Here is a 23,782-nt window from a genome sequence, read left to right on the forward strand (position 1 = left end):
CAGTGCCTTCCTTCCGGTTCTCAAGATCGAACCAGTCTTCGAAGACTCCGGCAAAGCGGGGGAACCTCAGGTTTCTGGCGTTGGCGGTAGCTGTCGCCTTCGACGACGAGTTCGTAGGACGCTGACTGGAGTCGGTCGATCGCGGACTGGGCCAGCAGCGGGTCGGCCATCATGGTCACCATCTCGCTGGGGTCGCGGTTCGAGGTGGTGATCGTCGAGCCCTGCCGGTGGCGTTCGACGACGAGTTCGTAGAAGTCGCTGGTGTCGGTGGCGCCCAGCGGGTGCAGGGCCAGGTCGTCGAGGACGAGTAGATCGACGCGGTGCAGCTTGCGCAGCTCGTCGTCGTGGGTGCCGTCGAGGCGGGCCGCCCGCAGGCGTTTAAACAGCTTGTCGGCCCGTTCGAAGTGCACCGAGTGGCGGCGGCGGACTGCGGCATGCCCGAGTGCGGTGGCCAGAAAGGTCTTGCCGACTCCGACCGGACCCATGATCAGCGCGTTGTGGGCGTCGGCGAGGAAGCGCAGCGAGCACAGTTCCGACCACAGTTGGCGGTCGAAGGCGGCGGAGCTGGTGTCGTCCCAGGCCTCGAGCACCATGGTGGGGTCGAGCCCGGCGCGCTGGGCGCGCAGGGTGGTGGCCTGGCGATCCCGGCGGTTGACCTCGTCGGCGAGCAGCATCTCCAGGAAGTCGTGGTGGGCCAGGTGCTGGGTGCGGGCCAGGGCGAGGCGTTCGGGCAGGGTGTCGAGCAGTCGGCCGAGCTTGAGCCGGCGCATCAGCTCCTTGAGCTCGGCCGAGACTTCCACCCGTTGTGGTGTCGCACTGCTGGCAACGGGCGTGGGCGGCTTCGGGCTCCGGCTGCTCATGAGGGCCGCCGGCTGCTGAACTCGCCGGCGTCGCGGACGAACCGGCCCGCCGCCGGCACCACCGCGCCGGCTTCGGCAGCGGTGTGCGAGGTGGAGTCAGTGTCGCCCACGCCGCGGGCGAGCATGCGTTCGATAAGCCCGACGTTGATGACTTCGACCTCGAGTGCCCGGGCGCAGGCCGTGTCCAGGTCCGGCGCGCCGTGGCGGCGGGCGAGCCCGAGTAGCCGGTAGACCTGCCGCATCTTGGTCCAGGGCAGCGGGTGGTCGAGTACCGCGGCGGCGTAGGCGCCCACGTTCGGACCGTAGGTTTCCGCGCGGCGGGCAAGCCCGTCCAGATCCCGCAGCGCATAGGCGCTGACCTCGTCGGGCAGGTCGGCCGGGTCGGTGTGGCGCCGCCCGGGCGCTTGGCGGGGATGGACCTTGATCAGCTGGCCGCGGTGATAGAGCTTGACCGTGGTCGCGTCCGCGCGAGCGCTGATGCGTCGGCCGATCAGCTCACCGGGTACCGAATAGATCCCGCGGGCCACCTCGACATGGCGATCCCGGGCGACCTTGGGCTGAGTGAAACTCGGGACCTGGAACGCCGAGGTCGGCGCCGGGCCCAACAGAGCGGCTTCCTCGGCAGCGAACACTTCACCAGGGCGGGCCCGGGTGCTGCCGTGGATCCGTCGCCCAGCCACGTGGGTGCACCAGTGCGCCGCGCGTGCCCGGCAATCGGCCAGGTCGACGAAGCTCTCACCGGCGAAGAAGTTCCCGCGCACGTACTGCACCGCGCGTTCGACGCGCGGTTTGTCCTGCGGGTGCCGCACCCGGGCCGGGTCGATCGCGAAGCCGCGGTGCTGGGCGTACTCGCGGAAGGCGTCGTTGAACCGTGGATAGAGCGCATCTGCTCGGTCCACCACCGGCGCCAGGTTGTCCGGGATGACCACAGCGAACACGCCGCCGAAGAACGCCCAGGCGGCGTCGAACCCGGCGATCACCTCGTCCTGGGTTTGGCGATGGGTGGCGAACACGAACAGGTGCCGCGAGTAGACCGCAGTGAAGATCAACCCGTGGGTGACGCGCCGGTTCCCACGGACCGGGTCCGGGATCAGGCCAAGTCGGCCGAAGTCGACCTGCACCTCCACGCCCGGGTCGCCATCGGCGACCGGCACGGTGGCTCGTCGTCGGCCGAACCCGAGCTCGGCCACGGCGAAGCGGTGCAGCGTCCGATACGGCACCGCCACTCCGCGCCGCTCCAACAGTACGTGCACCTTGACCAGCGTCAGGCCGTCTCCCAGCCAGCCCTCGATCCGTTCTCGCTCGCCGGCGATGGTCTCCCACGACACACCGGTGCCCCGCGGTCGCGCCGGGCGCACCGCAGCCACCACCGCGCCCAGCAACTCGTCCGTGAGCTGGTCGACGCCGCCGTCACGGTCCAGCCCGGCGGCCTTACCGGCTTCGACGTAGCGGCGGACCGTCTTACGGTCCACCCCGGCCAGCGTTGTCACCTCGCGCAGCGACCGGCCATCCAGCCACAGCCGCAGGATCTCCTTCACCTCGATCACCGACACCTCCCGGTAGCTCATGCGGTCGACCACAACGGCCGCACGACCTACCGGCGGGGAGCCACGCCGAGGGTGGTCCCATCACTGGCAAACAGGTGGTCCCATCCTCATGGCAGAACTACACCTCAGTGGTCCCATGATCGTGGCAAGCGACAGCCCTGACGAAGGGTTGACGAACGCTGCCCTGGTCCTCGGCGCCGGGCAGACTACCGAGATGGCGTCCGATCCCGCGCCCATCGACACCGTCGTCGACGAGCTGCTGACCAGCCCCGCCTGTACCGAGGAGATCCGGACGCAGGCACCGTCGGCTCCGGGTCTCTACGCCTGGTGGGCGCCACCAGCTGTCCTCCCCGAGCTCGTCGGCCCTGCCCACCCCGCCGTGCCGGATCTTCGACTGCTCTACGTCGGCATCGCGACGAAGCTCCGCTCCCGGCTCGTCTCGAACCACCTCGGACGAAGCGGCAGTTCCACGCTCCGGCGCACCCTCGCCGGCCTCCTGCTCGACGAGCAGAGCTACCGGACCCGCTGGACCGATCGCGTGGTCCTGATCGACGACGACGAAGTTCGGCTCACCGGCTGGATGGGCACCAACCTCCGCGTCTCCTGGTGCACGTACCCGACACCGCGTGATGTGGAGGGCGACATCATCCGGGCCCTGCACCCGCCCCTCAACGCCGACCACGCCTCGGGCACCACTCTCCAGGTCGTCAAAGCCGCCCGACGCCACTACTACGACAGCGCCGGACCTCGGCCCTGAGATTCTGCACGAGTTGCGACACACCGCGGCGTCGCCCGCGACAGCATTTCGCACGGACGTGAAGGTGGTGCAGATGGTGCCGGGGTACAGGACGGCGACGAACGGGAGCCGAGGAGTTCCAGGTACGCTCCATCCAGGCCCTCGTAGCTCAGGGGATAGAGCACCGCTCTCCTAAAGCGGGTGCCGCAGGTTCGAATCCTGCCGGGGGCACCCACGAAAACAGCCTCTCACCAGGTGAAGCCTGGTGAGAGGCTGACCTTGCGGTGTCCGGCTATACCCGGCTGCGAGCGAGTGTCTGACTCGCTCGAACCGACGACTGGTGACCGAGGATCAAAAATCCCTCTCGGACTGCAAGGAAGACATCACAACTGTCCACTCGTCCTGATCCAGTGTGCGATGAGGTCGGCTGCATAGCCTCGCCGTTGCCTCCCCGTACCAACAGGGTTGCCGTAGTGGTCGGCCGGGATCGCGTGGATCTGCTTGTCGCTGCTGGCGATCGCATCAGCGATGCTGTCGAAGTCGCTGGGGAACACGCAGTTGTCGGCGGTGTAGGTGATGAGCAGGGTCGGCAGGGTCATGTCGGGCCCGGTTTTGGCGATCGTGGCGTTCGAAGTGATCGCCGACCAGGTCGACAGCCATGCGTCCGGGGTGGTGAGGCGCCCGAAGCCGACGATGCCGTAGTTGGTGATTTCAGGGTCGTGGCCGTAGACGGATCCGTAGTCACGGTCGGACTTGTCGAGGCTGAGATCCATGGCACGCAGATCAGCGTCGGTGCGCCAGGTCGTCATCAGGCGTGCGGTGCCGGCGCGGTGGCGGTCTGCGGCGGTGGCGTTGCCGTCCTTGACCTTCCGGCGGGCATCGCGAGCCTCGGAGACGTGGGAGCGGGCACGTTCGTCGATGCGGGCGATTCGGGCGAGCTGCGCGGCGCGGTAGCGCTCGACGAACTCGGCCGGGTAAGCGGAGCTCTCCGGTACCGGCCGGTGGCCGTTGTGCTCGGCGAAGGGGTCGAGGCCGGGGTCGACGGAGAACGGGTCGTCCTCGTCGGTCACCGACGGGTCGATGCAGTGGCTGAGTAGGGTGCCCTGCCCGGGGTGCGGGGCAAGATATGCCAGTGCGTCGAGCGTCGGGAGGGTGGCCTTGTCGAGTGAGCTGAGTCGACCGGCCGGGGTCCGCGTGATCCGGTCAGCGGCGGCTCGGTGGGACTGCTGGACGTAGTAGGTGAGCAGCCCTCCACCGCCGGAGTTGCCCAGACCGACCGCGCGGCGGAATCCGACGGTGTGCAGCCACTCCAGTCCTGCACCGAGATCGAGCAGGGCCTGTTCGTGGATCAGGCGCAGGTCGTTGCCGGCGTCTCGGGCCTGCTGGGCGTAGACGGCGTGCCCGGCCTCGACGAGGGCGGGAACGAGGTAGTGGCGGGAGAAGTCGACACGCGGGTGCATCAACACGACGACCGTGGTGTCGCGGGGTTCGCGACCGGGAGGGGTGAAGAGGGTGCCCTTGGCGGCGTTGCCGTCCACGGTGACGCTGGTCTGCAGGTGGACGCCGGTGCCGGTGGGCAGGCTGGCGGGGTACCAGTCGACGTTGAGTCCGGGGTTCTTCGCCATCTCAGACACCAACCTTCGCGTCGCGGGTGAGCAGCCGCCCGGCTCCGGGGAGGTCGACGGGCAGCCCGAGCCGGTCGAGCAGGGTGAACGCGCCCGCGGTGGCGGCGGTCAGGACGGGGAGCCCGAGCTCGTCCTCGGCGGCCTGCACCAGCGGCAACGAGGGCATCTGCACGCAGGCCGACAGGATGAGCGCGTCGGCGCCGGACAGGTCGAGCGAGCGTGCTGCGTCGAGGACCCGGTCACTTGGGATACAGCCGACCTCGGCGTTGTCGGCGACCTCGAGTGCCCGCCAGTCCGTGACGGTGAAGCCCTCTGCCTCGACGTAGGCGACGACGAGCTCGGCGACGGGGCGCAGATAGGGCATGACCAGCGCGACGCGTCGCGTGCCGGTCGCCCGGAGCGCGTGCACGAGGGCACCGGCGCTGGATGTGACCGCAGGGGCGAGGCCGCGCTCGGTCAGCCGGTCGGTGAGAACCTCCTCCGTGCGCTCGTGCTCGCCGACGCCGTCGGTGTGGCCCTGGGCCATGAGGGCGACCAGGCAGGCGTAGAGGATCGTGTCGACCCCGGCGTCGCCAATCTCGTCGACGCAGCGCCCTCGCTGGGCGTTCATGGCCCGGAGCTCCTCCGGCGAGACGGTGTGCATGCGCATCCGGGTGGAGTGGAAGGAGAACGTCGCGTCGCGGTGGCGCTGCAGCAGCGCCGGCATCTCCGTCTCGACGGTCACGTTCGAGCTGGGGACCACCAGCCCGATGCGGCGGTGGGTTCGTCCGGATCCAGCAGGGCTCGCTGTTCTGGTAATCGGGTCGCTCATCGTCCGTCCTGGTTCGTCGCGCGACCGGTGAACGGTCGCGCCGGGGGGTGCAGCGGGCCCACGCCGTGCCGGACGTGGGCCCATGTCCGGGTGTCAGCGGTGGATCAGGCGCAGCGCGTTCTTGTCGTGCTGGACGATGCGGGCGTCCTGCAGACCGGCCAGCGCGGAGTACCAGACGGCGTGCCGACACCCGGTGGCCCGGCGGTCGATGACGATCTGATCGTGGGTGCTCGTGTGACCGGCACCGACGTCCTCTCCCGGATCACCAGGGGTACCGGCGCGAACCGGGGTTGCGGGCTCATCGAGCGCGATCCGGAAGTACGGACCGACCTTCTCGACCTGCAACAACGCGTCCTGCTCAGCGACCTGCACGACGCCCTCGTTCTCCGGCACGTCGAGCACGAACACCGCGGTCACGTCGTCACCTCGGTGAGGTCGGTCGCGGGGGCGTCCCACCCGGCGGCACGCTCCACGATCAGCTCGGCCTTGCGGGTGAGCAGCTTGGCCAGCGACGGCTCGGGCCCGTCCGTGACCTCGCAAAGGGCCTCGATGGTCAGCTCCGCGTCGAGGTCCTCCTGCGGGGTGACCGGGCGCAGCGCCCGCGTGATCTCGACCATGTACCCGTTCGGGTCGTGGGTGTAGATCGACTCGATGGTCTCGTGCTTGACCTGCATCTCGCACGGCCATGCGCTCTCGTCCAGGCGTCGCCGGTACTCGAGCAGGTCCTCCTCGGAATCGACGTGGATGGCCAGATGCCGCGAGCGCACGAAGAAGTCCGGCACATCGGCCGCGAAGCGCGCGTACACGTCGCCCTTAGTCGTCTCCGCCGGATCCGCGGCGACGGCAGGGTCGAGTCCGAAGTAGTAGAAGAACGCGATCCGGTCATCGTTGCCGATGTCGAAGAAGAAGTGGATGAAATCGGGGTGGTCCTCCGGACCCCAGCCGGCCGCGCAGATCGAGTGCACGACCGGGAACTTCAGGGTGTCGCGGTAGAAGCGGACCGTCGCGGCCGGGTCGAAGGTCGGGAATGCGGCGTGATCGACGCCCTTCACCCGGTGTGCGGTGCGAATGCTGTCGTCAGGCACGGTGGGCCTCCTCGAGTGTGTTCGATGACATTTCCGTGGGCGGGAGCGGACAGACCAGGTCGGCGCGGGCGGCGACGACACCGGCGGCGAGGTCGTCGCGGCACGACGCGGGGCCATCGACGACGACCAGCCCGCTGGTCTCGGTGCGGAGCCGCTCACCGACGTCGAGACGGGTCAGGACGCACCCGCGATCGAGCGGTCCGGTGAGCCAGAACCCGCGCCAGCCGGCGAGGACCAGGTCGTGGAGCCCCTTGACCAGGGTGTCGGCCTCCGGGCTCCAGGGGTCATCGAGCATGACCGGGATGCGGGCCAGGTCCGCGCTGGTCGGGGCCGCGGCGATGTCCGGGGCAGGGGTACTGAGCCGGTCGCGCTCGGCTGGATTCAGGGTTCGGCTGTCCCATGTGTGGTCGCCGTGGGTGAACGGCTGGGCCAGCACCCACTCGACGATGCCCTCGGTCGGCACGTGGGACGGATCGATGCCGGCGAACCCGGCGAGGCCACGGCGGACGATGTCGGGGTTCGTGCCTGCGAAGCGCTGCAGCCCGACGTTCCCGGTCCGGGTCATGTAGGCGAGCATGAGCTGGTCCACGGGCAGGTTGGTGCGGCGGGGGAACGAGTCCCACCACAGCCGGCTGCGCCGGGCCAGTTCCTGGAGCCGCTCGACCTGGGGACGGCGCGTGCTCTCGTAGACGGCCAGCGCGGTCGGCAGGTCGGTCGCCCCGGTGATCGCGTCGCGCAGCGCGATCGCGTCCTCCATCGCGAGTTTGGTGCCGGAGCCGACCGAGTAGTGCGCCGTGTGTGCTGCGTCGCCGAGCAGCACGGCGTTGCCGCGGGTCCAGCGCCGGCAGTTCACGGTGCGGAACCGCAGCCAGCGGGTCCGGTTCCCGATCAGGTGATGGCCGTCAAGGTGCTCGGCAAAGGCGTCCTGCAGGTAGGCGAGCGCGGTGGTGTCGGACTCGTCCGGGGCGGTGGCGTCGGTGGTCGCGTCGAAGCCCGCCGCCCGCCAGGTCGCCTCATCGGTCTCGATCAGGAAGGTGCTGCGGTCGGGTGCGTAGGGATAGGCGTGGGTGACGAACGTGCCGTGCGCGGTCGTCGCCGGGGCGAAGATCGCGGTCTCGAGCGCGAAGTCCGCGCCGGCCCACAGATAGAGCCCGCCGGCAATCTCGGCCTCGGCCCCGAAGTCCTCCGCGTGCTCGGTGCGGGTTTGGCTGCTCACCCCGTCGGCGACGACGATCAGGTCGGCGTCGATCTCCCCGAGCCGCCGCCGCTCGCCGTAGCAGAGCTCGACGCCGGCGGCCCGCGCGTGCCGGTCGAGCACGGCGAGCAGCTCGGGGCGGGCGATGCCGATCAACGGTCCGTTGTGTACCCGCGCGGCTTGGCCGTCGACCAGCATCCGCATGTCGTGCGGGCGTCCGGCGGCGATGATGTCCGCCTGCGTGGCGGGATCGGCCTCCTCCAGGTTGCGCTGGGTGCGGCCGGCGACCGCGACACCGAATCCGAAAGTCGTCTCCGGTGTGCCCTGCTCGTACACCCGCACGACGGCGTCCGGGTGCGCCAGCTTCAGCAGGCGTGCGGTGTACAGGCCGCCCGGGCCGCCACCGAGGACGGCGATGTTGTCGAGCCTCATGAGGCGAGATTCTCCTTCTCGATCTTCTCTTCGACGTCCGCCCGCAGGTCCTTCTTCGAGACTTTGCCGACGTTGGTCAGCGGGAACGCGTCGAGTACCTCGACCCGCTCGGGCAGCTTGAACTTCGCCAGTCCCTGCTCGAGCAGGTACCGGCCGAGCGAGGCGACGGTCGGCGGCTCGGCTCCCTCGGCGACCACGACACAGACGCAGACCCGCTCACCCAGAACCGGGTCGGGCATGGCCACCACGGCGGCATTGCCCACGTCGGGATGCCGCACGAGCAGCTCTTCGACCTCCTCGGCGTGGATCTTCTCGGCGCCGCGGTTGATGACGTCCTTGATCCGGCCGTCGATCGCGTAGTAAGGGCGGCCGTCGAGGACGTGCCGGGTGACCAGGTCACCGGTGCGGTAGAATCCGTCCGAGGTGAACGCCGACGCGTTATGCCGCGCCGCACGGAAGTAGCCGTTGATCGTGTACGGGCCCCGGCAGACCAGCTCCCCGATCTCCCCGTCCGGGACCTCCTCCTCGCCCCCGGGGGCGAGGACACGCACCTCATCCGCCGCCGAGATCGGGGTGCCGACCGTGGTGAGACGGGCCTGCTCGGGCGCGTCGGGCGGGGTGTAGAGGAACATCCCCTCGGCCATCCCGAACATCTGCAGGGCGCGGATGCCCAGCTCCCGATCGAGGCGTTCGATCAGATCCACGCTCGGGCGCTGACCGCCGAGCGCGAACCGCCGGAGGCTGGTCAAGTCGGCGTGGGGGGCTCGTTCGTGCTCCAACATCCGGATCGCCACCACAGGGGGCACGACGGGGAAGACGGTGACCCGCTCCGCGGCGATCAGCTCCAACAACCGGCCGGGCTCCGCGTCCGGCGCGACGACGCAGACAGCCCCGACGAGGTGGGCCGGCTGCAGTGCAGCCGCGGTGCCCGCGTTGTGCATGATCGGCAGCGGGTGCAGGAGCACCGAATCCTCTGTCATCTCGAGCGCCTCGGCCCAGATTCGGGAGTTGTAGACGTACTCCTCGTGTCGGCGCGGGGCGACCTTCGGCAGCCCGGTGGTTCCGCCGGACAGCTGGAGCACGACGAGCCCGTCCGGATCGATCGCGACCGCAGCAAGTTCCTCGCGTGCCCGCGGCTCGCCACCGGCGTCGAGGATCTCGTCATAGGAGTGTTCCGACGCAGGGGCGGCGCCGCGAGTAACGATCAGTGTGTCCAGGACGTCGATCTCGCGCTGCAACCGGTGCCCGAGTTCGGTGAGGTCCCGATTGCGGAAGTCGGCCTGCACGATGTGGCCGCGCGCGCCGGTGTGCTCGGCGAGCTGACCGATCTCGCGTTCCCCGTGCTGGGGCAGGGTGCAGACCGGGACGATCCCGGCCCGGATGCATCCGTAGTAGGCAACCACGGTCTCGAGCTCGTTGCCGAGCTGGAACATGACCCGGTCACCGGTGCGCAGTGAGGTGCGAGCCAGTAGCCCGGCGCCGAAGGCCTCGACCCGTTCGTCCAGCTCGCCATGAGTCAACCGGCCCTCGCCGGTGACCAGCGCGGTTCGACCCGGATGCGACCGGGCGGCCTGGTGCAGCGCCTCCCCCAGTGTCTCCCCCGTCCACAGTCCGCGGCGCCGATAGGCCTCCGCGCGTTCGAGCGGGAAGGACGGCGAGGAGGTCTCGGTGTCGACCGGCATGGCAACTCTCCCGGTAGCTAGGACATAAATGTAGAACTATCGACAGTCATGTCAAGAACGGCCTGCGCATGCGCCCGGCCGGTGAGAAGGCGGTTCAGCCCTGCGCGTTCGGGTTCGGGTTCGAATCCGTGTCGGGGGCCGGCATTACAGCGCGAGCTGTGCCGTCGGTCGCAGACAGGGCGCTCTCGAGGTGGGCGATGTCTTCCTTGAGCAGGGCCAGCGCGGCCCACGGACCGGGCTGCACCTGGCGGTCGTCGTCACGCCGGACACCGACCATCACGAGATCGAGCAGCACGTCCGCGACGACCTCCGCGTCCCCGTCGGTACCGGCGCGGTACCACCAGGCGACCCAGTTCGCCATGCCCAACATGCCCAGGGCGACGGTGCGGGCATCTAGCGGCCGGAACCGCCCGGCGTTGGCCGCGTCCTCGATCAGGCCGGTGAACAGTTCCAGCACGCGCCGTCGGGCCCGGCGGTGCAACTCGGCGATCTCGGCCGGCAGATCGGGCTCGCTGCGGTCGAGCAACCGGAACCGGGTGGTGTTGCGCGCGTTGTTGACGATGATGCGGCGCAGGGCCTCCTCGACACGCTCGTCCTCGGCGAGATCCTCCCGGGATCGCACCTGCTCGAGAATCTCGACGACTCGTTCGAGCACGTCACGCACCAGGGCGGCGAGGATCTCCTCCTTGTTGCTGACGTAGTGGTAGAGCGCGGGACGGCTGATCCCCATCGCGTCGGCGATGTCCTGGAAGGAGGTGTTCGCGTAGCCCTGGGCCGCGAACAGGCGGGCCGAGTGCTCGAGCAGCTCGTGCGACACCAGCTGCCGGCGGTTGTGCTGCCGCGCCATCGATGCCTCGCCCTGCTCGTCCAACCTGTGTCCGCTGCCATCCTGCACCACGACGGCGAGCCGCTTCTGCCGGAGGGCTTCCGCGCTCACGACGCGCCTCCTGGCTCTCGCACCGGTGCGGGCTCGGCGTTCATGATCGGGCTGCGATCCGGCCCGGTCGAAGCCCGATCCGCGGACGCGTCGACCGGGCGCGGGACGAGCGCGCAGGCGATCGCCCCGACGACGGCGACCAGGGCGAAGACCCCCACGTTCCAGTCGAGGCCGAGGCCGGCGGCGACCAGCGAGCCACCTACGACGGGCCCGGCCACCGCACCGAGTCGACCGATCCCGCTGCTCAATCCCAGTGCGGTGGCACGTCGCACGGGCGGGTAGTGCGCCGCCACGTAGCCGTAGACCACGATCTGGTTGCCGGTGGTCGCCGCACCGGCGACGAACACCAGCAGGTAGAGGATCGCAGTCGGGAGCGGTACTGCGATCAGCGCCAGCGACACGACTGCGAGGGCGAACAGGACCGTCGCGACCCAACGGCTGCCGTATCGGTCGGCCACCGCCGAACCACCCAGGCCGCCGAAGATGGCTCCGACGTTGAGCACCAGCAGGAACGCCAGCGCGGACCCGAGTTCGTACCCCGCGCCCCGCATCAACTGCGGCAACCAGGTGTTCAGCCCGAACACCAGCAGGAACCCACAGAAGTTCGCGACGACGAACAGCAGAGTGGCGATCGCAGCCCGCCCTCTGACCAGTTCCAGGAGCTCACGGCGCTGCCGCCCCTGTCCCGTGCCCCACTCCCGCCGGACGAAACTCGGCGACTCGGGAAGCAGCCACACCGCCAGTGGCACGAGCGTGATGAGGGGGAGCGCTCCGATCGCGAACAGCGCGCGGAAGCCGAGCGGCTCGAGCAGTGCGATCGCCAGCACCGCGGCCAGCACCCCACCAACCGGAAACCCACACAGCATCAGGCCGTTGAGCACCTGCCGCCGCGCGACCGGTGCGAGTTCGACGACCAACGCGATCGCGGTCGGCGGGATACCGCCGAACCCCAACCCGGCCAGGAACCGGAACAGGCCCAGCCACGTCGGGTCCGGCGCCATCGCGACCAGCAGCATCATCACCGAGAACCAGGTCAGCGAGGCGATGAACAACCGTCGCCGGCCGATCAGGTCGGTCAGCGTGCCCGAGGCGATCGCCCCGATGAACATCCCCAGCAGCGCGTAGCTGCCGATCGCCCCGGCCTGGGCGGGCGTAAGGCCCCACGGCTCGTACTGCAGCAGGGCGGGCATGACCGAGCCGTAGACGATCAGGTCATACCCGTCGAACACGATCGCCCCGAAACACAGCCCCACCGCCGCCGACGCCGAACGGGGACTGATCGGTCTTGTCGTCATGACGACCTCCCGGACTCGGCCCGCGTCGCGTGGGCGGCGAGGCAGGTCTCGAAGAACGCTGCAGGCGTGAGGTGGTGGGCGTAACCGGCGCGGTCGGCGTCGACGCAGTGACCGGCGGCGCGCTGCACCATCCCGGCGGCACCCTCGCTCCTCTTCAGCGCGGCGGATGCCTGCTGCCGCGCGCACTCATCCGCGCTCCAAATCCCGTCGTGCTCGGGCAGGACGTGCAGCACCGGCACAACTGCCCGCGCCGTCCCGTCCGGTTCAGCCGCCCGCCCGCTCAGCCGTTGACCGCCCACCTCGACCTCGATGGTCGACACCGTTGTCATCTCCGCCTCCTGTTCGACGATAGTGTCGAACTATGGACAGTCTTGTCTTGTTCAGTGGGGCAATAGGCCGACCGGGCGAGACCGCGCCCTGGTCTCGACGCCCGGCGCGGGGTCCGCCCGGTCGGCCCCGTGCGCTTCCCGGTCAGGCCGCGAGGCCCTTCTCGGCCAGCCAACGGGTAGGGCAGCTCAGACACTGCGTGCAGGCTCCGCGTGGAACGCCTCGTGGAACGAACTGCGGGTCACGACGGCGTTGCGAAGACGCATACGGCGAACGAGCGACCGCAGTAGGCCCAGCGTGCGCTCCACAGATCGCGCGGTCCACCGGCCTCCTAAAGCGGGTGCCGCAGGTTCGAATCCTGCCGGGGGCACGCAGATCAAAGGCCTACAGGGCGTCGCGCGGGCGCCTCCCGTGGAGCCGCCCGCAGAGCCAATGCGCGTCACACTCGCTCCATTGCAGGCGGCCGGACTGAACCGGCCCGGCGTGTCTGGAGAGGCTGGGGGTAACGGTGCGGCCACACCCCGCGAATGCAGGTCATGGCCGCGGTCGACAGCATCCAGGCACAGACGCTCAGCCCAGAGGCTCTGAACCACCTGCTCTCGACCAACCCGGTTCAGATCCCCGGTCCGCAGCTGAACCAGCAGTTCGCGGACACGCTCAACGCTCAGCTCGCGGGCCAGATCAACCCCTTCCTCGCGCAACTGCGCACCCGGCTCGGTCTCGTTGTCAAGGCGAAGGAGCTCGGCGGGTCCCGAGTCCTGACGATCACGCCGAAGAAGATCGCGAAGAGTCGCCGGAGGGTCGCCGGCATCTACGTCCACGGCGGCGGCTTCGCCCTGCTCAGCGCCAACGACTACACCGCGTACCGGATGGCCCACGACCTAGGCGTCGTCGTGTACTCGGTCGACTACGACCTCAGCCCACGGGTACAACTTCCGATCGCGCTGGAGCAGACGGCGCGTGCCTGTCGGGCGGCCTCGCGGCAGTACCGCCGGGTCGTCGTCGCCGGCTCCTCGGCCGGCGCCAACCTCCTGTTCACCACAGTCCTGCGTGCAAGCCGCGGCGAGTTCGATCCGCCGGCCGCAGCTGGGCTCTTCTCCCCTGCCGCGGACCTGCGCGCCATCGGCGACAGCTACGTCGCCAACGACGGCCGCGATCCACTGCTGACCCGGGACACGATGACCAAACTGGTCGCCGCCTATCTCGGGTCCACACCGTCCGGTGATCCGGCGGCCTCGCCGATCCTCGCGAATCTGCGCAGTGGCTTCGTGCCGACTGTCATCAACACCGGAACCCGGGACCTGCTGCTGAGCGACGGCGTACGGCTCCACCGGACGATGCGAGACGCCGGCCTCGACATCCGCCTCCGCGTGTGGGAGGGGATGTGGCACGCCTTCGAAGGCGTCCCCGGCTTACCGGAGGGCGACCGGGCATTGGGTGAGGTGTTCGGGTTTCTCGAGCAGCACCTCTGATCGAACCGACCCTGTTCCGAATACGACAGGCGGGTATGGCGATCACCTCCTGCTGGGTGCGATCGGTTGCAGGGTGCGATCGGCCGCCCTGGTCAGAGAGTGGGCTCGGCACGTAGAGCCCGACACCGGGCTCGCCCTCGTAGCCGGACCGGGAGCCGACATGCACCAGGGTGCCCCTGCGGGTGCGGCGCGTGTGCAGCAGCACGGCGCTGGTCATGTCGATCAGACCGAACACGTTGAGGTCGAACGGAGACCGCGCCTCGGCGTCGGTCACGTCCACGACGGCGTCGAGCAGTCCCCGGCCGGCGTTGTTGACCAGTACGTCGATGCCGCCGAGCTCCGCGACGCCGAGCTCGACGGCGTGGGCGATCGCCGCGCCGTCGGTGACATCGAGCGCGACGGGCACGGTGCGGGGGTGCGCCCGCAGGTCGGTGGGCAGGGCGTCGGTGTCGCGGGCGGTCACCACGACCGCGGCACCACGGTCCAGCGCGGCACGGGCGATCTCGGCGCCGAGCCCACGGGAGCACCGGTCACGAACCAGGTCGACATCAGAACTCCTTCTGCGCGGATCGAGGGCGGTGGTCGTTCCGCCCTCGACACATTCGACCTGCCGGGAGATGCTTCGTGCGACGCGCCGGCGCACCGATCAGGTGTAGAAGTTGCCGACACCGGTACGGAGGGTCCGGAGCTGAGCCGGGTCGTGACCGAAGATCACCTGCCCGCCGGTGTGCTCGGCCGTGCTGCGGATCTTCTCGACGGAGGAGAACCAGGCGACCGTGTCGTGGACGATCGCTGCGGCGAGCGCCGGCGGCCCGTAGGACTCGCTGCGGTACAGGGCGTCCGAGGCGGAGAGCACGTGTCTGCGCCCTCGACCAGGACTCGGGCACCGTCGACGTGACCCTCGACGACGTCGACGACTACCCCAACGGCCTCGCCTTCGCCGACGATGAGCTGTACCTCGCCCAGACCGCCCTCGGGCTCGTCAGCCGGTACCGGTGGGACGGGAACCGGCCGGCGCCGGCCGGAGATCCACTCGTACTGCCCGAGGGTGGACCGGACGGCTTGGCCCTCGACGCCGAGGGCCGGGTGTACGTCGCGGCACCCGAGGCGAATGCGGTCTTCGTGTTCGGCCGCAACGGTGCTCTCGAGGAGACGATCGGTTTCTCCGAGCCCGCGTTCCCGACCAACCTGTGCTTCGCCGGCCCGGACCTCGACCTCCTGGTGGTCACCGCGGCGAAGGGGGGTCGGGTACTCGTGTGCGAGCGCGTCTCCGACGCACCGGGCCGGAAGGTCACTCCCGAGGTTCGGCCCGCAGAGCCGCGTTCGGGAACCCTTCCAGCGCCGCGATCTTGGTCAGCACGTTCAACCGGTCCGGACGCGCGACGCTGGAGTCGAGCTGCTGATACACGTTGAGGACGTTCTGCGCGAGACGACCCGATTCGGGCAGATCCGCGAACTTCCCGAGATCGATCGTCGTGATCGCGTCGTCGACGCCGAGGCCGTCCTCGTAGCGTTTGCGGGCCTCGGTCTCGACGAAGACCAGGTACTCCCGCATCGCCGCGACCTCGGCCTTGCCGCTGACCGGGCCGTGGCCGGGGACGACGGCCGTGACGTCCATGTCCAGGATCAGGTCGAGGGCAGCGACCCACCGCTCGATCGGCCCGGCCCACGCTATCGGGGTGCCGCCGACGAACAGGATGTCGCCGGCATAGAGCAACCGCGCGTCCGGGACGTACACGAGCGCGTCACCGGGGGTGTGCGCCGGTCCGACCTGGATCAACCGCACTTCCCGCCCGCCGACGTCGACGCTCTCCTCACCGGTGAAGGTCCGGTCGGGGCCGGTCGCGGTGATGCCCTCCAGGTCGAAGGGGCCGAAGATGTGGCGGGCGAAGTCCCCGAGCGCACCGGGCATGCGCTTGGTGCCGGTGACGGCGTCCGCCGCCTCCTGGGTCATCAGCTCGGCCGCCGCCTCGGAGGCCACGATCTCCACTCCCCGTGCGGCGAGCAGCTCGTTTCCGAAGGTGTGGTCGGGATCCGAGTGGGTGTTCACGAGGGTCTGCAGTGGATGGTCGGCGACGACCGGTCCGAACCCGTCGAGCATCTCGCGGGTCAGCGCGAGGTCGAACAGCGTGTCGACCATGAGTGAGGTCCCGGACCCGGTGATCAGGCCGGAGTTGCTCCAGCCCCAGCTGCCGTCCGGCTGCAGCCAGGCATGGCACCCCTGCCCGAGGTCGTGGAATCCCTTGCGGTAGTCGAGCGTGCTCACGTCGTTCCTCTCAGGTGGTGGTCGAGGCGGCGGTCCGCGCGGCACGAGTGCGTAGCGGGGTCAGCCCCGGTGCCGGCCGCACGGTCTGCTCGGTCGAGCCGATCCCCGATGCGTGCAGGGACACGACGTCGCCCGGTCGCAGCCACCGGCTGAAGTCGGCGAGATCGGGTGTGTCGACGTGTTCGAGCAGGCAGCCACCGGGCACGGTGCCCGAACCGATCACGTCGCCCGGGCGCAGGTCGGTTCCCCGGGACAGGTAGGCGAGCAGCTCGCCGAACGTCCAGTCCATCTGGTCGAGCGTGCCGCGCGCGAGCTCGACCCCGTTCACCTCGGCGGACATCTCGAGCACCGGCCGCCCGTCCCGCCGGTAGGGCTCCAGCTCGTCGACGGTGACCAGGGCGGGGCCGAGCGTGATGGCGCCGTCCTTGCTCTTGCCCATGCCGATGCCCTGCGCCATGTCGAGCTGCTGCAGGTCCCGCGCGGTCCAGTCGTTGTAGAGCGTGTAGCCCACGATGTGGGACTCGGCCCGGTCGGGGTGCAGGTCCCGGCCGGGCCGTCCGATCACGGCGCCGAGCTCGAGCTCCAGGTCGAACATCGTGGAACCGGGCGAGATCACGACGTCGTCGTACGGCCCCACGACCGCGGCGGGACTGGCGAAGTAGAACGCGGGGGCCTGGGACCAGACAGCGGGCAGTTCGTCGGGTGCGTCCATCGCGCGCCGGCATCCGCGCAGGTGGTCGAGGAAGCAGAGGCCGTCACGGACCGACGGTGGGCGCGGAATCGGGGCGAGCAGCCGGACGTCCGACAGCGGCCGGACCTCCACCGGTTCCCGCCGGGCGGACTCCCCCGCTTCTTCGAGGTCGCCTCCTTCCAGCAGGGACAGGACCGTCACCACCGGGGGCAGCCCGCGCACGTTCTCTCCGTCGAGCACGCCGGCCCGCGGCCCGGCGCCGCCGTCGTAGGTCACCCATCTCATCAAGCACTCCTGTCGTCCGCAGCGTCATGACGTGGCGAGCCGATCCACCGGGCATCCTCCGGTGGGAGGACCGCCGGAAGCTTCAGCCGACGGTGACATCCTGGGGAGGACGAGCGCTGTGGTCCAGGAAGTTCTCCGGCCACGAGCGACGAGGTCGCGACGCGAATGCCCTCTGACGGGCGCGTCCGCGGTCGCACCATCAGATGTGGAGTCACTCCGCGAGGACGATCCGCGCGTCGAGGGCGGATACCCCGGAGGGGGTGACGAGCAGGGGGTTGACCTCGATCTCGGAGATCTCCGGATGGGAGACCGCGAGCGCGCTGACGGCGGTGATCGCCCTGGCGGCCGCGGCGGTGTCGAGCTTCGGACGGCCCCGGAACTCGTCGAGCAACCGGGTGCTCCGTAGCCGCGACAGCATGCTCTCGGCCGCGGCCTCGTCGACCGGTGCGAGCTCGAAGGTGACGTCCACCAGTACCTCGGCGAGAACTCCGCCGAAGCCGACCATGACGATCGGGCCGAACCGCGGGTCCTGCTGGACGCCGACGATGAGCTCGACACCCGCGCGCAGGTCCGCCAGCTCCTCGACGCAGAAACTGGAGACACCGAGGGTGTCCCGCATCCGTGTCAGTTCCTCGACGAGCCGGTCCTCGTCGCTGATCCCGAGGGAGACCCCGCCCGAGTCCGACTTGTGCAACAGGCCCATCGCCTTCAGCGCCACCGGGAAACCGATGGCGCCGGCCGCGGCCACGGCGTCCTCGGCGCAGTCGACGAGGCGGGCGTCCGGTGCGGGGATCCCGGCGTCACGGATGATCTGCCGGGAGGTCCAGTAGCCGGTGTCGCGGATCGGACGGTCGGCCGGACCGGGGAGGGTGGGAAGCGGTCGCCGGGCGCCGGCGCGGTTCAGCACACCGAGGCAGTTCGTGGCGTCCTCGACCGCGGCGAACACCGGGACACCGTTGTCGGACAGCGTTCCGGTCGCGCTGCCGTCCGGGTACATCGAGTGGACGAGTACCGGCTTGCGGTACCGGTGGGCGCTCCCGGCGATCGCCAGCGCCGTCTCCTCCTCGCTGCGCGCCATGCCCGCTCCGTAATGCTCGTAGCCGCCGAAGTAGCCGGAGAGGAGCACGCCGTCGATGTCGGGGTGGCGCAGGGCGGTGTCGACGATCGATGCGAACGAGCCGATCTCGAATCCCGGACCGACGACGACGTCGACGGGGTTCTGCACGTGTCCGCCGGTCCCGACGGCGGTCCGGAGCTCGTCGTGCAGCTCCGGCGCCAGTTCCGGAACCCGGACACCGGCCGACTCGGCCAGGTCGCTCGCGACCGAGGCGTGACCGCCACCGTCCGCCACCACCACGAGGTTCCCGACGGCGACCGGTCCGTAGGCGGCAAGCACCGACGCGACGTCGGCGAGGGACCGCGGACTCGTCACGCGGTACACACCACCCGCCCGGCACGCCGCGTCGACGACCGCCGTCGCGGAGGTGAGCGATCCGGTGTGCGACTTCGCTCCCCGGATCGACGCCTCGCTGCTGCCCACGGTCAGCAGGATCACCGGCTTCCCCGCTGCCACCGCCTCCCGGGTGGCGGCGACGAACTCCCGCCCGTCGCCGAAGTCCTCGCAGTAGAGGGCGATCACGTCGGTGCCGTCGTGCTGCGCGCACGACCTGATCAGGTCGGCGACGCCCAGGTCGGCCTGGTTGCCGAGCGAGACGAACCGGGAGAAGCCCTGTCCACGGGCGGCCAGCACCCTGCTCAGCTCGAGTGCCATGTTCCCGCTCTGCGACAGCAGCGCGATCCGCCCCTCGGGCATGGTGTTCGAGCTCAGCGTCAGGCCGGTCGACGAGTCGGTCAGGCCCAGACAGTTCGGTCCGACCAGCACGGCCCCGGCCTCGCGTACCCGTGCCACGACGCGCTCCTGCACCGCGCGTCCCTCGGCTCCGAGCTCGGCGAAACCCGCCGTCACGCCCACGATGGCCCGCGCACCGGCGGCCAGCGCGTCCTCGACCGACGCCTCGAAACCGTGCGCCGGCACCGCGATGGCGACCAGGTCGACCGTGTCGCCGGTCTCGCCGAGACTCGCCGATGCGGGGTGGCCCAGCACCGTGCCCGCGCGCCGGTTCACCAGGTGCACGTCCCGTGAGCCGGCCATCCGCAGGGCCTGTGCGCCGAGCCAGTTCCCGTACTTCGTCTCGTCGTCGCTGGCCCCGATCACGGCGACCGACCTCGGGTCGAACAGGACGGACAGGTCACGGGTGCCGGGGGGCGTCATGAGGTCTCCGGGACCGGCAGCGCACGGTCCACGAACGCCACGACCAGCTCGCGCATCCGCTCGACGTCACACCCCGACGAGTCGGTCAGCACCCGGATGGCCAGTCCGTCCGTGAGCGCGGTCAGCTGGTGGGCGAACTCGTCGGCGTCGACCTCCGCGGCGATCCCGCCGCGCTCGATGCCCTGTTCCACGTTTTTCGCGACCGCGCGGCGCCACCGGCTGTAGTACTGGTCGTGGATCTCGCGCAGGTCCGGATTGATCATGGCCTCGGCCCAGAACTGCACCCACACCGACCATTCCGCGCGCAGCTCCCCCGGGCGCGGCAGCTGCATGTCGATCAGCAGGAGAAGGCGCGCGCGTGGATCGTCGAGCTCCTTCAGGGGAGCGCTCTGTCGGGCGAAGGCGCGGTCCATCGCGTGGGTCAGGGCGGCACGGAGGACGTCGTCCTTTCCGGGGAAGTGGTAGTGCACCGTCCCCGTACTGGTGCCGACCAGCTCGGCGATGTCGGCGATCCGGACCGCGTGGTACCCGCGCTCCGCGATCAGCCGGGCGGCGGCATCGAGCAGCTGCCGGCGTCGGTCGTCGACGTTGACCTGGGTACTGATGGCCCTACCGTCCCTTCCAGACCGGCGACCGCTTCTCGGCGAACGCGCGTGCCCCCTCGGCCTGGTCCTCCGAGGCGTAGAGGGTGGCGACGGTGGGGAACTCGGAGGTGGAGATGCGGCGCATGGCCTCGGCGAAGGAGAGCCGGCGGCTCTCGCGCTGCACCTCCTTGATCGCCGCGTACACCAGCGGCGGACCTTCCGCCAGGCGCTCCGCGACCCCCAGGGCGTGCTCGGCGACCGTCGCCGCCGGGAGCACCTCGTTGACCATGCCCCATCGGTGCGCCTCGGCCGCGTCCATCCAACGACCGGTGAACAGCAGGTCCATCGCGATGTGGTGCGGAAGGCGGTCGGGCAGGCGCAGGGTGGCCGCGTCGGCCAGCGTCCCGGCGTTGATCTCGGGGAGCGAGAAGGACGCCGTGTCGGCCGCGTAGATCAGATCGCACGAGAGTGCCAGCTCGAAACCACCGCCGACCGCCATGCCGTCCACCACCGCGATCACCGGCTTGTTCAGCCCGGGCAGCTCCTGGATCCCGCCGAAGCCGCCGATGCCGTAGTCACCGTCGACGGCGTCACCGGATGCGGCGGCCTTGAGATCCCATCCGGCACTGAAGAACCGGTCACCCGCCGTACGGACGACCGCGACCCGCAGGCCGGGGTCGTCGCGGAACGACGCGAACACCCGTCCCATCTCCCGCGAGGTGGCGAGGTCGATCGCGTTGGCCGGTGGGCGGTCCAGCGTGACCTCGAGGACCGTGCCGCTCTGCCGTGTGCGCACTGCGCTCATTTCTCTCCCTGGTCGTCGACGGATGTGCCGGCTCAGCCGCCGTGGGCCCGCAGCATCGATCGCGACAGGATGTGCCGCTGGATCTCCGACGTGCCGTCCCAGATCCGCTCGACCCGCGCGTCGCGCCAGATCCGCTCCAGCACCATCTCGTCCATCAGGCCCATCCCGCCGTGGATCTGCAGGGCCTCGTCGGCGACCGACGCGAGCATCTCCGTCGCGGCGACCTTCGCCATGGCGATCGCCGGATCGGACAGCTGGTCCGCATCCACCAGCCACGCCGCGTACCACGTCAGCCAGGATGCGGACTCCAGCGACGTCGCCATGTCGGCCAGCTTGAAACCGATTCCCTGGTTGCGCCCGATCGTCCGGCCGAACTGCCGGCGGGTCGCGGCGTGCTCGACCGCGAGATCGAGCGCACGCCGAGCCCGGCCCAGGCTCGTGGCGGCCACCTGCAGCCGCGTGCTGCCCAGCCAGCTGTTGGCCACGTCGAAGCCGCTCCCGACCTCGCCGAGCACCGCCGAGCCGGGAACCCGGCAGTCCTCGAACGCCAGCGTGAAGTTGCCGTATCCGCGGTGCGAGACGCTGCGGTACCCCGGCAGCACGGTGAGCCCGGGATTGTCGAAGTCGACCAGGAAGGCCGTGATCGCGGCTCGTCCGGGTTCCTGCTCACCGGTCGCCGCGAAGAGGATCACGTAGTCGGACGCGTCGGCGTGCGAGATGAAGTGCTTGGTACCCGAGATCACCCAGTCGTCGCCGTCGCGGACGGCGCGCGTACGCATCCCGCGCAGGTCCGAACCCGCGTCGGGCTCGGTCATCGCCAGACACTCGGTACGCTCGCCGGCCACGGTCGGCAGCAGGTACGAGTCCCGCTGGTCGCCCTCGCAGGCCAGCAGGATCCGGGACGGCCGGGCCACCGAGGACATCTGCAACACGTACCCGGTGTGCCCGAGCTCGCGCTCCATCAACATCCAGGTCAGCGTGTCGAGCCCGCCACCACCGACGTCCTCGGGCATGTTCGCGGCGTAGAGACCCGAACGGATCGCCGTCCCGCGCAGCGTCCGGGCGAGCTCCGGGTCGAGCCGACCGGAGCGTTCCACCTCGTCCTCGTGCGGCACGAGTTCGCGTTCCACGAAGGCCCGGGTCGTGTCGACCACGCCCCGCTGCTCGTCCGTCAGTGCAAAATCCATCGTTTCTCCCCTGGGACGTGGGTCGGACGCAACCGCGGGCCGGCATCCGGCACACCTGCGGGCGACCGGAGCATCTGACTGACGCGTCAGTCAGATGCAGACTGCCCATCGGTCACGCGCGCTGTCAAGCTGGTGCGCCACCTCAAGACGCACCTGCCGAGGGCACATCCGTTGGCGCAGCTTGGCGCCACATGACGCCACTGAGTTGACAATGGCGCCACAAGGCGCCATATTTGGCGCCATGGAGTTGGACGGATACGTCGATCGGCTGCGATCACAGTTCGCGGCGATCAGTGACGTGGCAGGCGAGGACGTCCGCGATGTGGCCGAGCGGCTGGTGACGCCGTTGGAGTCGACGGTGCGGCTGGTCCTGCTCGAGGCGCTGGCGGCCGCGGCCGACGAGATCACCCTCGACCTGGCACCGGGCTCGGTGCACGTGCGCCTGCACGGTTCCGACCCCGAGTTCGTCGTCGCCACGGCACCGGCCGTGTCGACGCCGGAGCCACCGGCGACGCCGGCCACGACCCCGCCGCCCGATCCCGACGGCCCCGTCGCACGCATCAACTTCCGGCCGCCGGAGCACCTCAAGTCCCGCATCGAGGAGGCCGCGGGCCGGGACGGCCTCAGCGTCAACACCTGGCTCTCCCGCACGGTCGCGGCCGCCCTCGACCAACCCGCGCCGGGCCGGCCGGCGAACGAACGCAGCCGCGGCGGCTGGTTCGGCTAGCCCCTCCCCCACCGATCCACCCACTCACGGCATCGCCTCGATGCCGAGGAGGCGATGCCCCGTGCCCACTTTCGACACTCCCGAACCGATCACCGCGACCGTCGACCTGCCGATCGGCGAGATCCGCGTCGTCGCGTCCGCCCGCTCCGACACGACCGTCGACGTGCGCAGCGCCGCGAGCGACCGAGCGCAGGCCGAGGCGGTCCGCGTCGAGCTCGTCGGTCGCGAGCTGCGTGTCACGGGCCCTCCGCTCGGGCTCCGGCAACTGCTCCCGAAGACTCCGGGACGCACGCTGGAGATCGAGATCGCGCTACCGGCAGGCTCGGCGCTGTCCGCGCAGACCGGATACGGCGGGGTCCAGGCCGAGGGTCGGCTCGACTCCTGCGACATCCGGACCCGCTACGGCGACGTCCGGATCGAGGACGCGACGTCGGCCGAAATCGCTACCAGCTTCGGCCAGGTGCGCGTGACCGGCGACATCGACGGGGATGCGGACCTCGCTGCCGACCACGGTGGCGTACGCGTGCGCCGGGTCGGTGGCACGGCGGTCCTGCGCAGCAAGCACGGCGGCATCCGCGCCGACCGGCTCGCCGGCGAGGCCCGGCTGACCGGCACCCACGGCGACATCGAGGTCGACGTCGCCGACGCGGACGTGCGGGTCCGCACCGCCCACGGCGGTGTCCGCCTCGGCCGGGTCGCACGCGGCGAGATCTTCCTGACCAGCACCCACGGGCGGCTGGAGATCGGGATCGCCCCCACGAGCGCAGCCTGGCTCGACCTCGACACCGGCGGACGCGTCAGCAACGACCTGACCGCACAGGACGATCCCGCAGGCTTCGCCGAGACCGTGTCCGTCCACGCACGCTCCCGTGAGGGCGCCATCGTGATCCGCCGAGCCTGACCCGACCGTCCCAGCAGCCGCCGGACCCGCTCGTCCCGTCCGTCGGCCGTCCCGTCCTGC

22 protein-coding genes, 1 tRNA gene and 2 pseudogenes are annotated in these 23,782 nt (G+C 70.2%); 6 read left to right on the plus strand and 19 right to left on the minus strand.

What is annotated here, in order from left to right; all coding sequences use genetic code 11:
• Positions 1–20 precede the first annotated feature (20 nt).
• Both istB and istA read right to left on the minus strand, forming a co-directional pair.
• Positions 21–800, minus strand: coding sequence for an IS21-like element helper ATPase IstB (gene istB / locus JOF36_RS33460; RefSeq protein ID WP_307862716.1), 780 nt, complete (start codon positions 798–800; stop codon positions 21–23).
• A gap of 56 nt (positions 801–856) precedes the next feature.
• Positions 857–2,428 (minus strand): IS21 family transposase, encoded by a 1,572-nt coding sequence (istA, locus tag JOF36_RS33465; protein ID WP_210034707.1) that lies wholly within the window; start codon positions 2,426–2,428, stop codon positions 857–859.
• Positions 2,429–2,621: 193 nt separating this feature from the next.
• Between istA and JOF36_RS33470 the strand changes: the two genes are divergently transcribed.
• Together JOF36_RS33470 and JOF36_RS33475 are read left to right on the plus strand one after the other, a co-directional pair.
• Positions 2,622–3,164, plus strand: a complete 543-nt coding sequence (locus JOF36_RS33470; protein ID WP_210034709.1) for a GIY-YIG nuclease family protein — start codon at positions 2,622–2,624, stop codon at positions 3,162–3,164.
• Positions 3,165–3,301: 137 nt separating this feature from the next.
• Positions 3,302–3,374 (plus strand) — tRNA-Arg (locus JOF36_RS33475).
• Between the two features lie 152 nt (positions 3,375–3,526).
• On the opposite strand, the gene JOF36_RS33480 is transcribed toward JOF36_RS33475, so the two are convergent.
• The 9 genes from JOF36_RS33480 to JOF36_RS33520 all read right to left on the minus strand — a co-directional run bounded on the left by JOF36_RS33480 (position 3,527) and on the right by JOF36_RS33520 (position 12,534).
• On the minus strand, positions 3,527–4,768 hold the full coding sequence (locus JOF36_RS33480) for an alpha/beta hydrolase (RefSeq protein ID WP_210034712.1): 1,242 nt from the start codon (positions 4,766–4,768) through the stop codon (positions 3,527–3,529).
• Position 4,769: 1 nt separating this feature from the next.
• Positions 4,770–5,579, minus strand: a complete 810-nt coding sequence (locus tag JOF36_RS33485; protein WP_210034714.1) for a maleate cis-trans isomerase family protein — start codon at positions 5,577–5,579, stop codon at positions 4,770–4,772.
• Between the two features lie 93 nt (positions 5,580–5,672).
• Entirely contained in the window at positions 5,673–5,996 is a 324-nt protein-coding gene (locus JOF36_RS33490) for a hypothetical protein (protein ID WP_210034715.1), read from the minus strand.
• Entirely contained in the window at positions 5,993–6,664 is a 672-nt protein-coding gene (locus tag JOF36_RS33495) for a VOC family protein (protein WP_210036449.1), read from the minus strand. Before JOF36_RS33495 ends, JOF36_RS33490 begins: the two co-directional genes overlap by 4 nt.
• Positions 6,657–8,291: an FAD-dependent monooxygenase gene (locus JOF36_RS33500; protein WP_210034716.1), complete on the minus strand. Its 1,635-nt coding sequence runs from the start codon at positions 8,289–8,291 to the stop codon at positions 6,657–6,659. Before JOF36_RS33500 ends, JOF36_RS33495 begins: the two co-directional genes overlap by 8 nt.
• Positions 8,288–9,973, minus strand: a complete 1,686-nt coding sequence (locus JOF36_RS33505) for a (2,3-dihydroxybenzoyl)adenylate synthase (RefSeq protein ID WP_210034717.1) — start codon at positions 9,971–9,973, stop codon at positions 8,288–8,290. The genes JOF36_RS33500 and JOF36_RS33505 overlap by 4 nt, the downstream gene beginning before the upstream one ends.
• A 94-nt stretch (positions 9,974–10,067) precedes the next feature.
• A complete protein-coding gene (locus JOF36_RS33510) occupies positions 10,068–10,910 on the minus strand; it encodes a TetR/AcrR family transcriptional regulator (protein ID WP_210034721.1) in 843 nt (280 codons plus the stop codon).
• Entirely contained in the window at positions 10,907–12,205 is a 1,299-nt protein-coding gene (locus JOF36_RS33515; RefSeq protein WP_245351066.1) for an MFS transporter, read from the minus strand. The genes JOF36_RS33510 and JOF36_RS33515 overlap by 4 nt, the downstream gene beginning before the upstream one ends.
• Positions 12,202–12,534 (minus strand): hypothetical protein, encoded by a 333-nt coding sequence (locus JOF36_RS33520; RefSeq protein WP_210034723.1) that lies wholly within the window; start codon positions 12,532–12,534, stop codon positions 12,202–12,204. Before JOF36_RS33520 ends, JOF36_RS33515 begins: the two co-directional genes overlap by 4 nt.
• Positions 12,535–13,068: 534 nt before the next feature.
• Between JOF36_RS33520 and JOF36_RS39625 the strand changes: the two genes are divergently transcribed.
• Positions 13,069–14,004, plus strand: a complete 936-nt coding sequence (locus JOF36_RS39625; protein WP_245351067.1) for an alpha/beta hydrolase — start codon at positions 13,069–13,071, stop codon at positions 14,002–14,004.
• Positions 14,005–14,173: 169 nt separating this feature from the next.
• Here JOF36_RS39625 and JOF36_RS39630 read toward each other — a convergent pair.
• Positions 14,174–14,647: pseudogene (locus JOF36_RS39630) on the minus strand (SDR family NAD(P)-dependent oxidoreductase); the annotation flags it as partial.
• A gap of 3 nt (positions 14,648–14,650) precedes the next feature.
• A complete protein-coding gene (locus JOF36_RS33530; protein ID WP_210036450.1) occupies positions 14,651–14,860 on the minus strand; it encodes a hypothetical protein in 210 nt (69 codons plus the stop codon).
• Positions 14,861–14,898: 38 nt separating this feature from the next.
• On the opposite strand from JOF36_RS33530, the pseudogene JOF36_RS41495 reads away from it, so the two are divergent.
• Positions 14,899–15,180: pseudogene (locus JOF36_RS41495) on the plus strand (SMP-30/gluconolactonase/LRE family protein); the annotation flags it as partial.
• A gap of 115 nt (positions 15,181–15,295) precedes the next feature.
• Here JOF36_RS41495 and JOF36_RS33535 read toward each other — a convergent pair.
• The 6 genes from JOF36_RS33535 to JOF36_RS33560 all read right to left on the minus strand — a co-directional run bounded on the left by JOF36_RS33535 (position 15,296) and on the right by JOF36_RS33560 (position 22,094).
• Complete coding sequence (locus tag JOF36_RS33535; protein ID WP_210034725.1) at positions 15,296–16,270, minus strand: MBL fold metallo-hydrolase; 975 nt, start codon at positions 16,268–16,270, stop codon at positions 15,296–15,298.
• 10 nt (positions 16,271–16,280) lie between these two features.
• Positions 16,281–17,246: a fumarylacetoacetate hydrolase family protein gene (locus JOF36_RS33540; protein WP_210034727.1), complete on the minus strand. Its 966-nt coding sequence runs from the start codon at positions 17,244–17,246 to the stop codon at positions 16,281–16,283.
• Between the two features lie 211 nt (positions 17,247–17,457).
• A complete protein-coding gene (locus JOF36_RS33545; RefSeq protein ID WP_210034729.1) occupies positions 17,458–19,518 on the minus strand; it encodes an acetate--CoA ligase family protein in 2,061 nt (686 codons plus the stop codon).
• Positions 19,515–20,123, minus strand: a complete 609-nt coding sequence (locus JOF36_RS40470) for a TetR/AcrR family transcriptional regulator (protein WP_307862774.1) — start codon at positions 20,121–20,123, stop codon at positions 19,515–19,517. The genes JOF36_RS33545 and JOF36_RS40470 overlap by 4 nt, the downstream gene beginning before the upstream one ends.
• Positions 20,124–20,127: 4 nt before the next feature.
• Positions 20,128–20,907, minus strand: coding sequence for an enoyl-CoA hydratase-related protein (locus JOF36_RS33555; RefSeq protein WP_210034735.1), 780 nt, complete (start codon positions 20,905–20,907; stop codon positions 20,128–20,130).
• A 32-nt stretch (positions 20,908–20,939) separates the two neighbouring features.
• On the minus strand, positions 20,940–22,094 hold the full coding sequence (locus tag JOF36_RS33560; protein ID WP_210034737.1) for an acyl-CoA dehydrogenase family protein: 1,155 nt from the start codon (positions 22,092–22,094) through the stop codon (positions 20,940–20,942).
• A gap of 241 nt (positions 22,095–22,335) precedes the next feature.
• Between JOF36_RS33560 and JOF36_RS33565 the strand changes: the two genes are divergently transcribed.
• On the plus strand, positions 22,336–22,821 hold the full coding sequence (locus JOF36_RS33565; protein WP_210034738.1) for a hypothetical protein: 486 nt from the start codon (positions 22,336–22,338) through the stop codon (positions 22,819–22,821).
• A 61-nt stretch (positions 22,822–22,882) separates the two neighbouring features.
• Positions 22,883–23,722: a DUF4097 family beta strand repeat-containing protein gene (locus JOF36_RS33570; protein ID WP_210034739.1), complete on the plus strand. Its 840-nt coding sequence runs from the start codon at positions 22,883–22,885 to the stop codon at positions 23,720–23,722.
• Positions 23,723–23,782: the final 60 nt, after the last annotated feature.

The sequence above is a fragment of the Pseudonocardia parietis genome, assembly GCF_017876315.1.
GTDB classification, from domain to species: Bacteria; Actinomycetota; Actinomycetes; order Mycobacteriales; family Pseudonocardiaceae; genus Pseudonocardia; species Pseudonocardia parietis.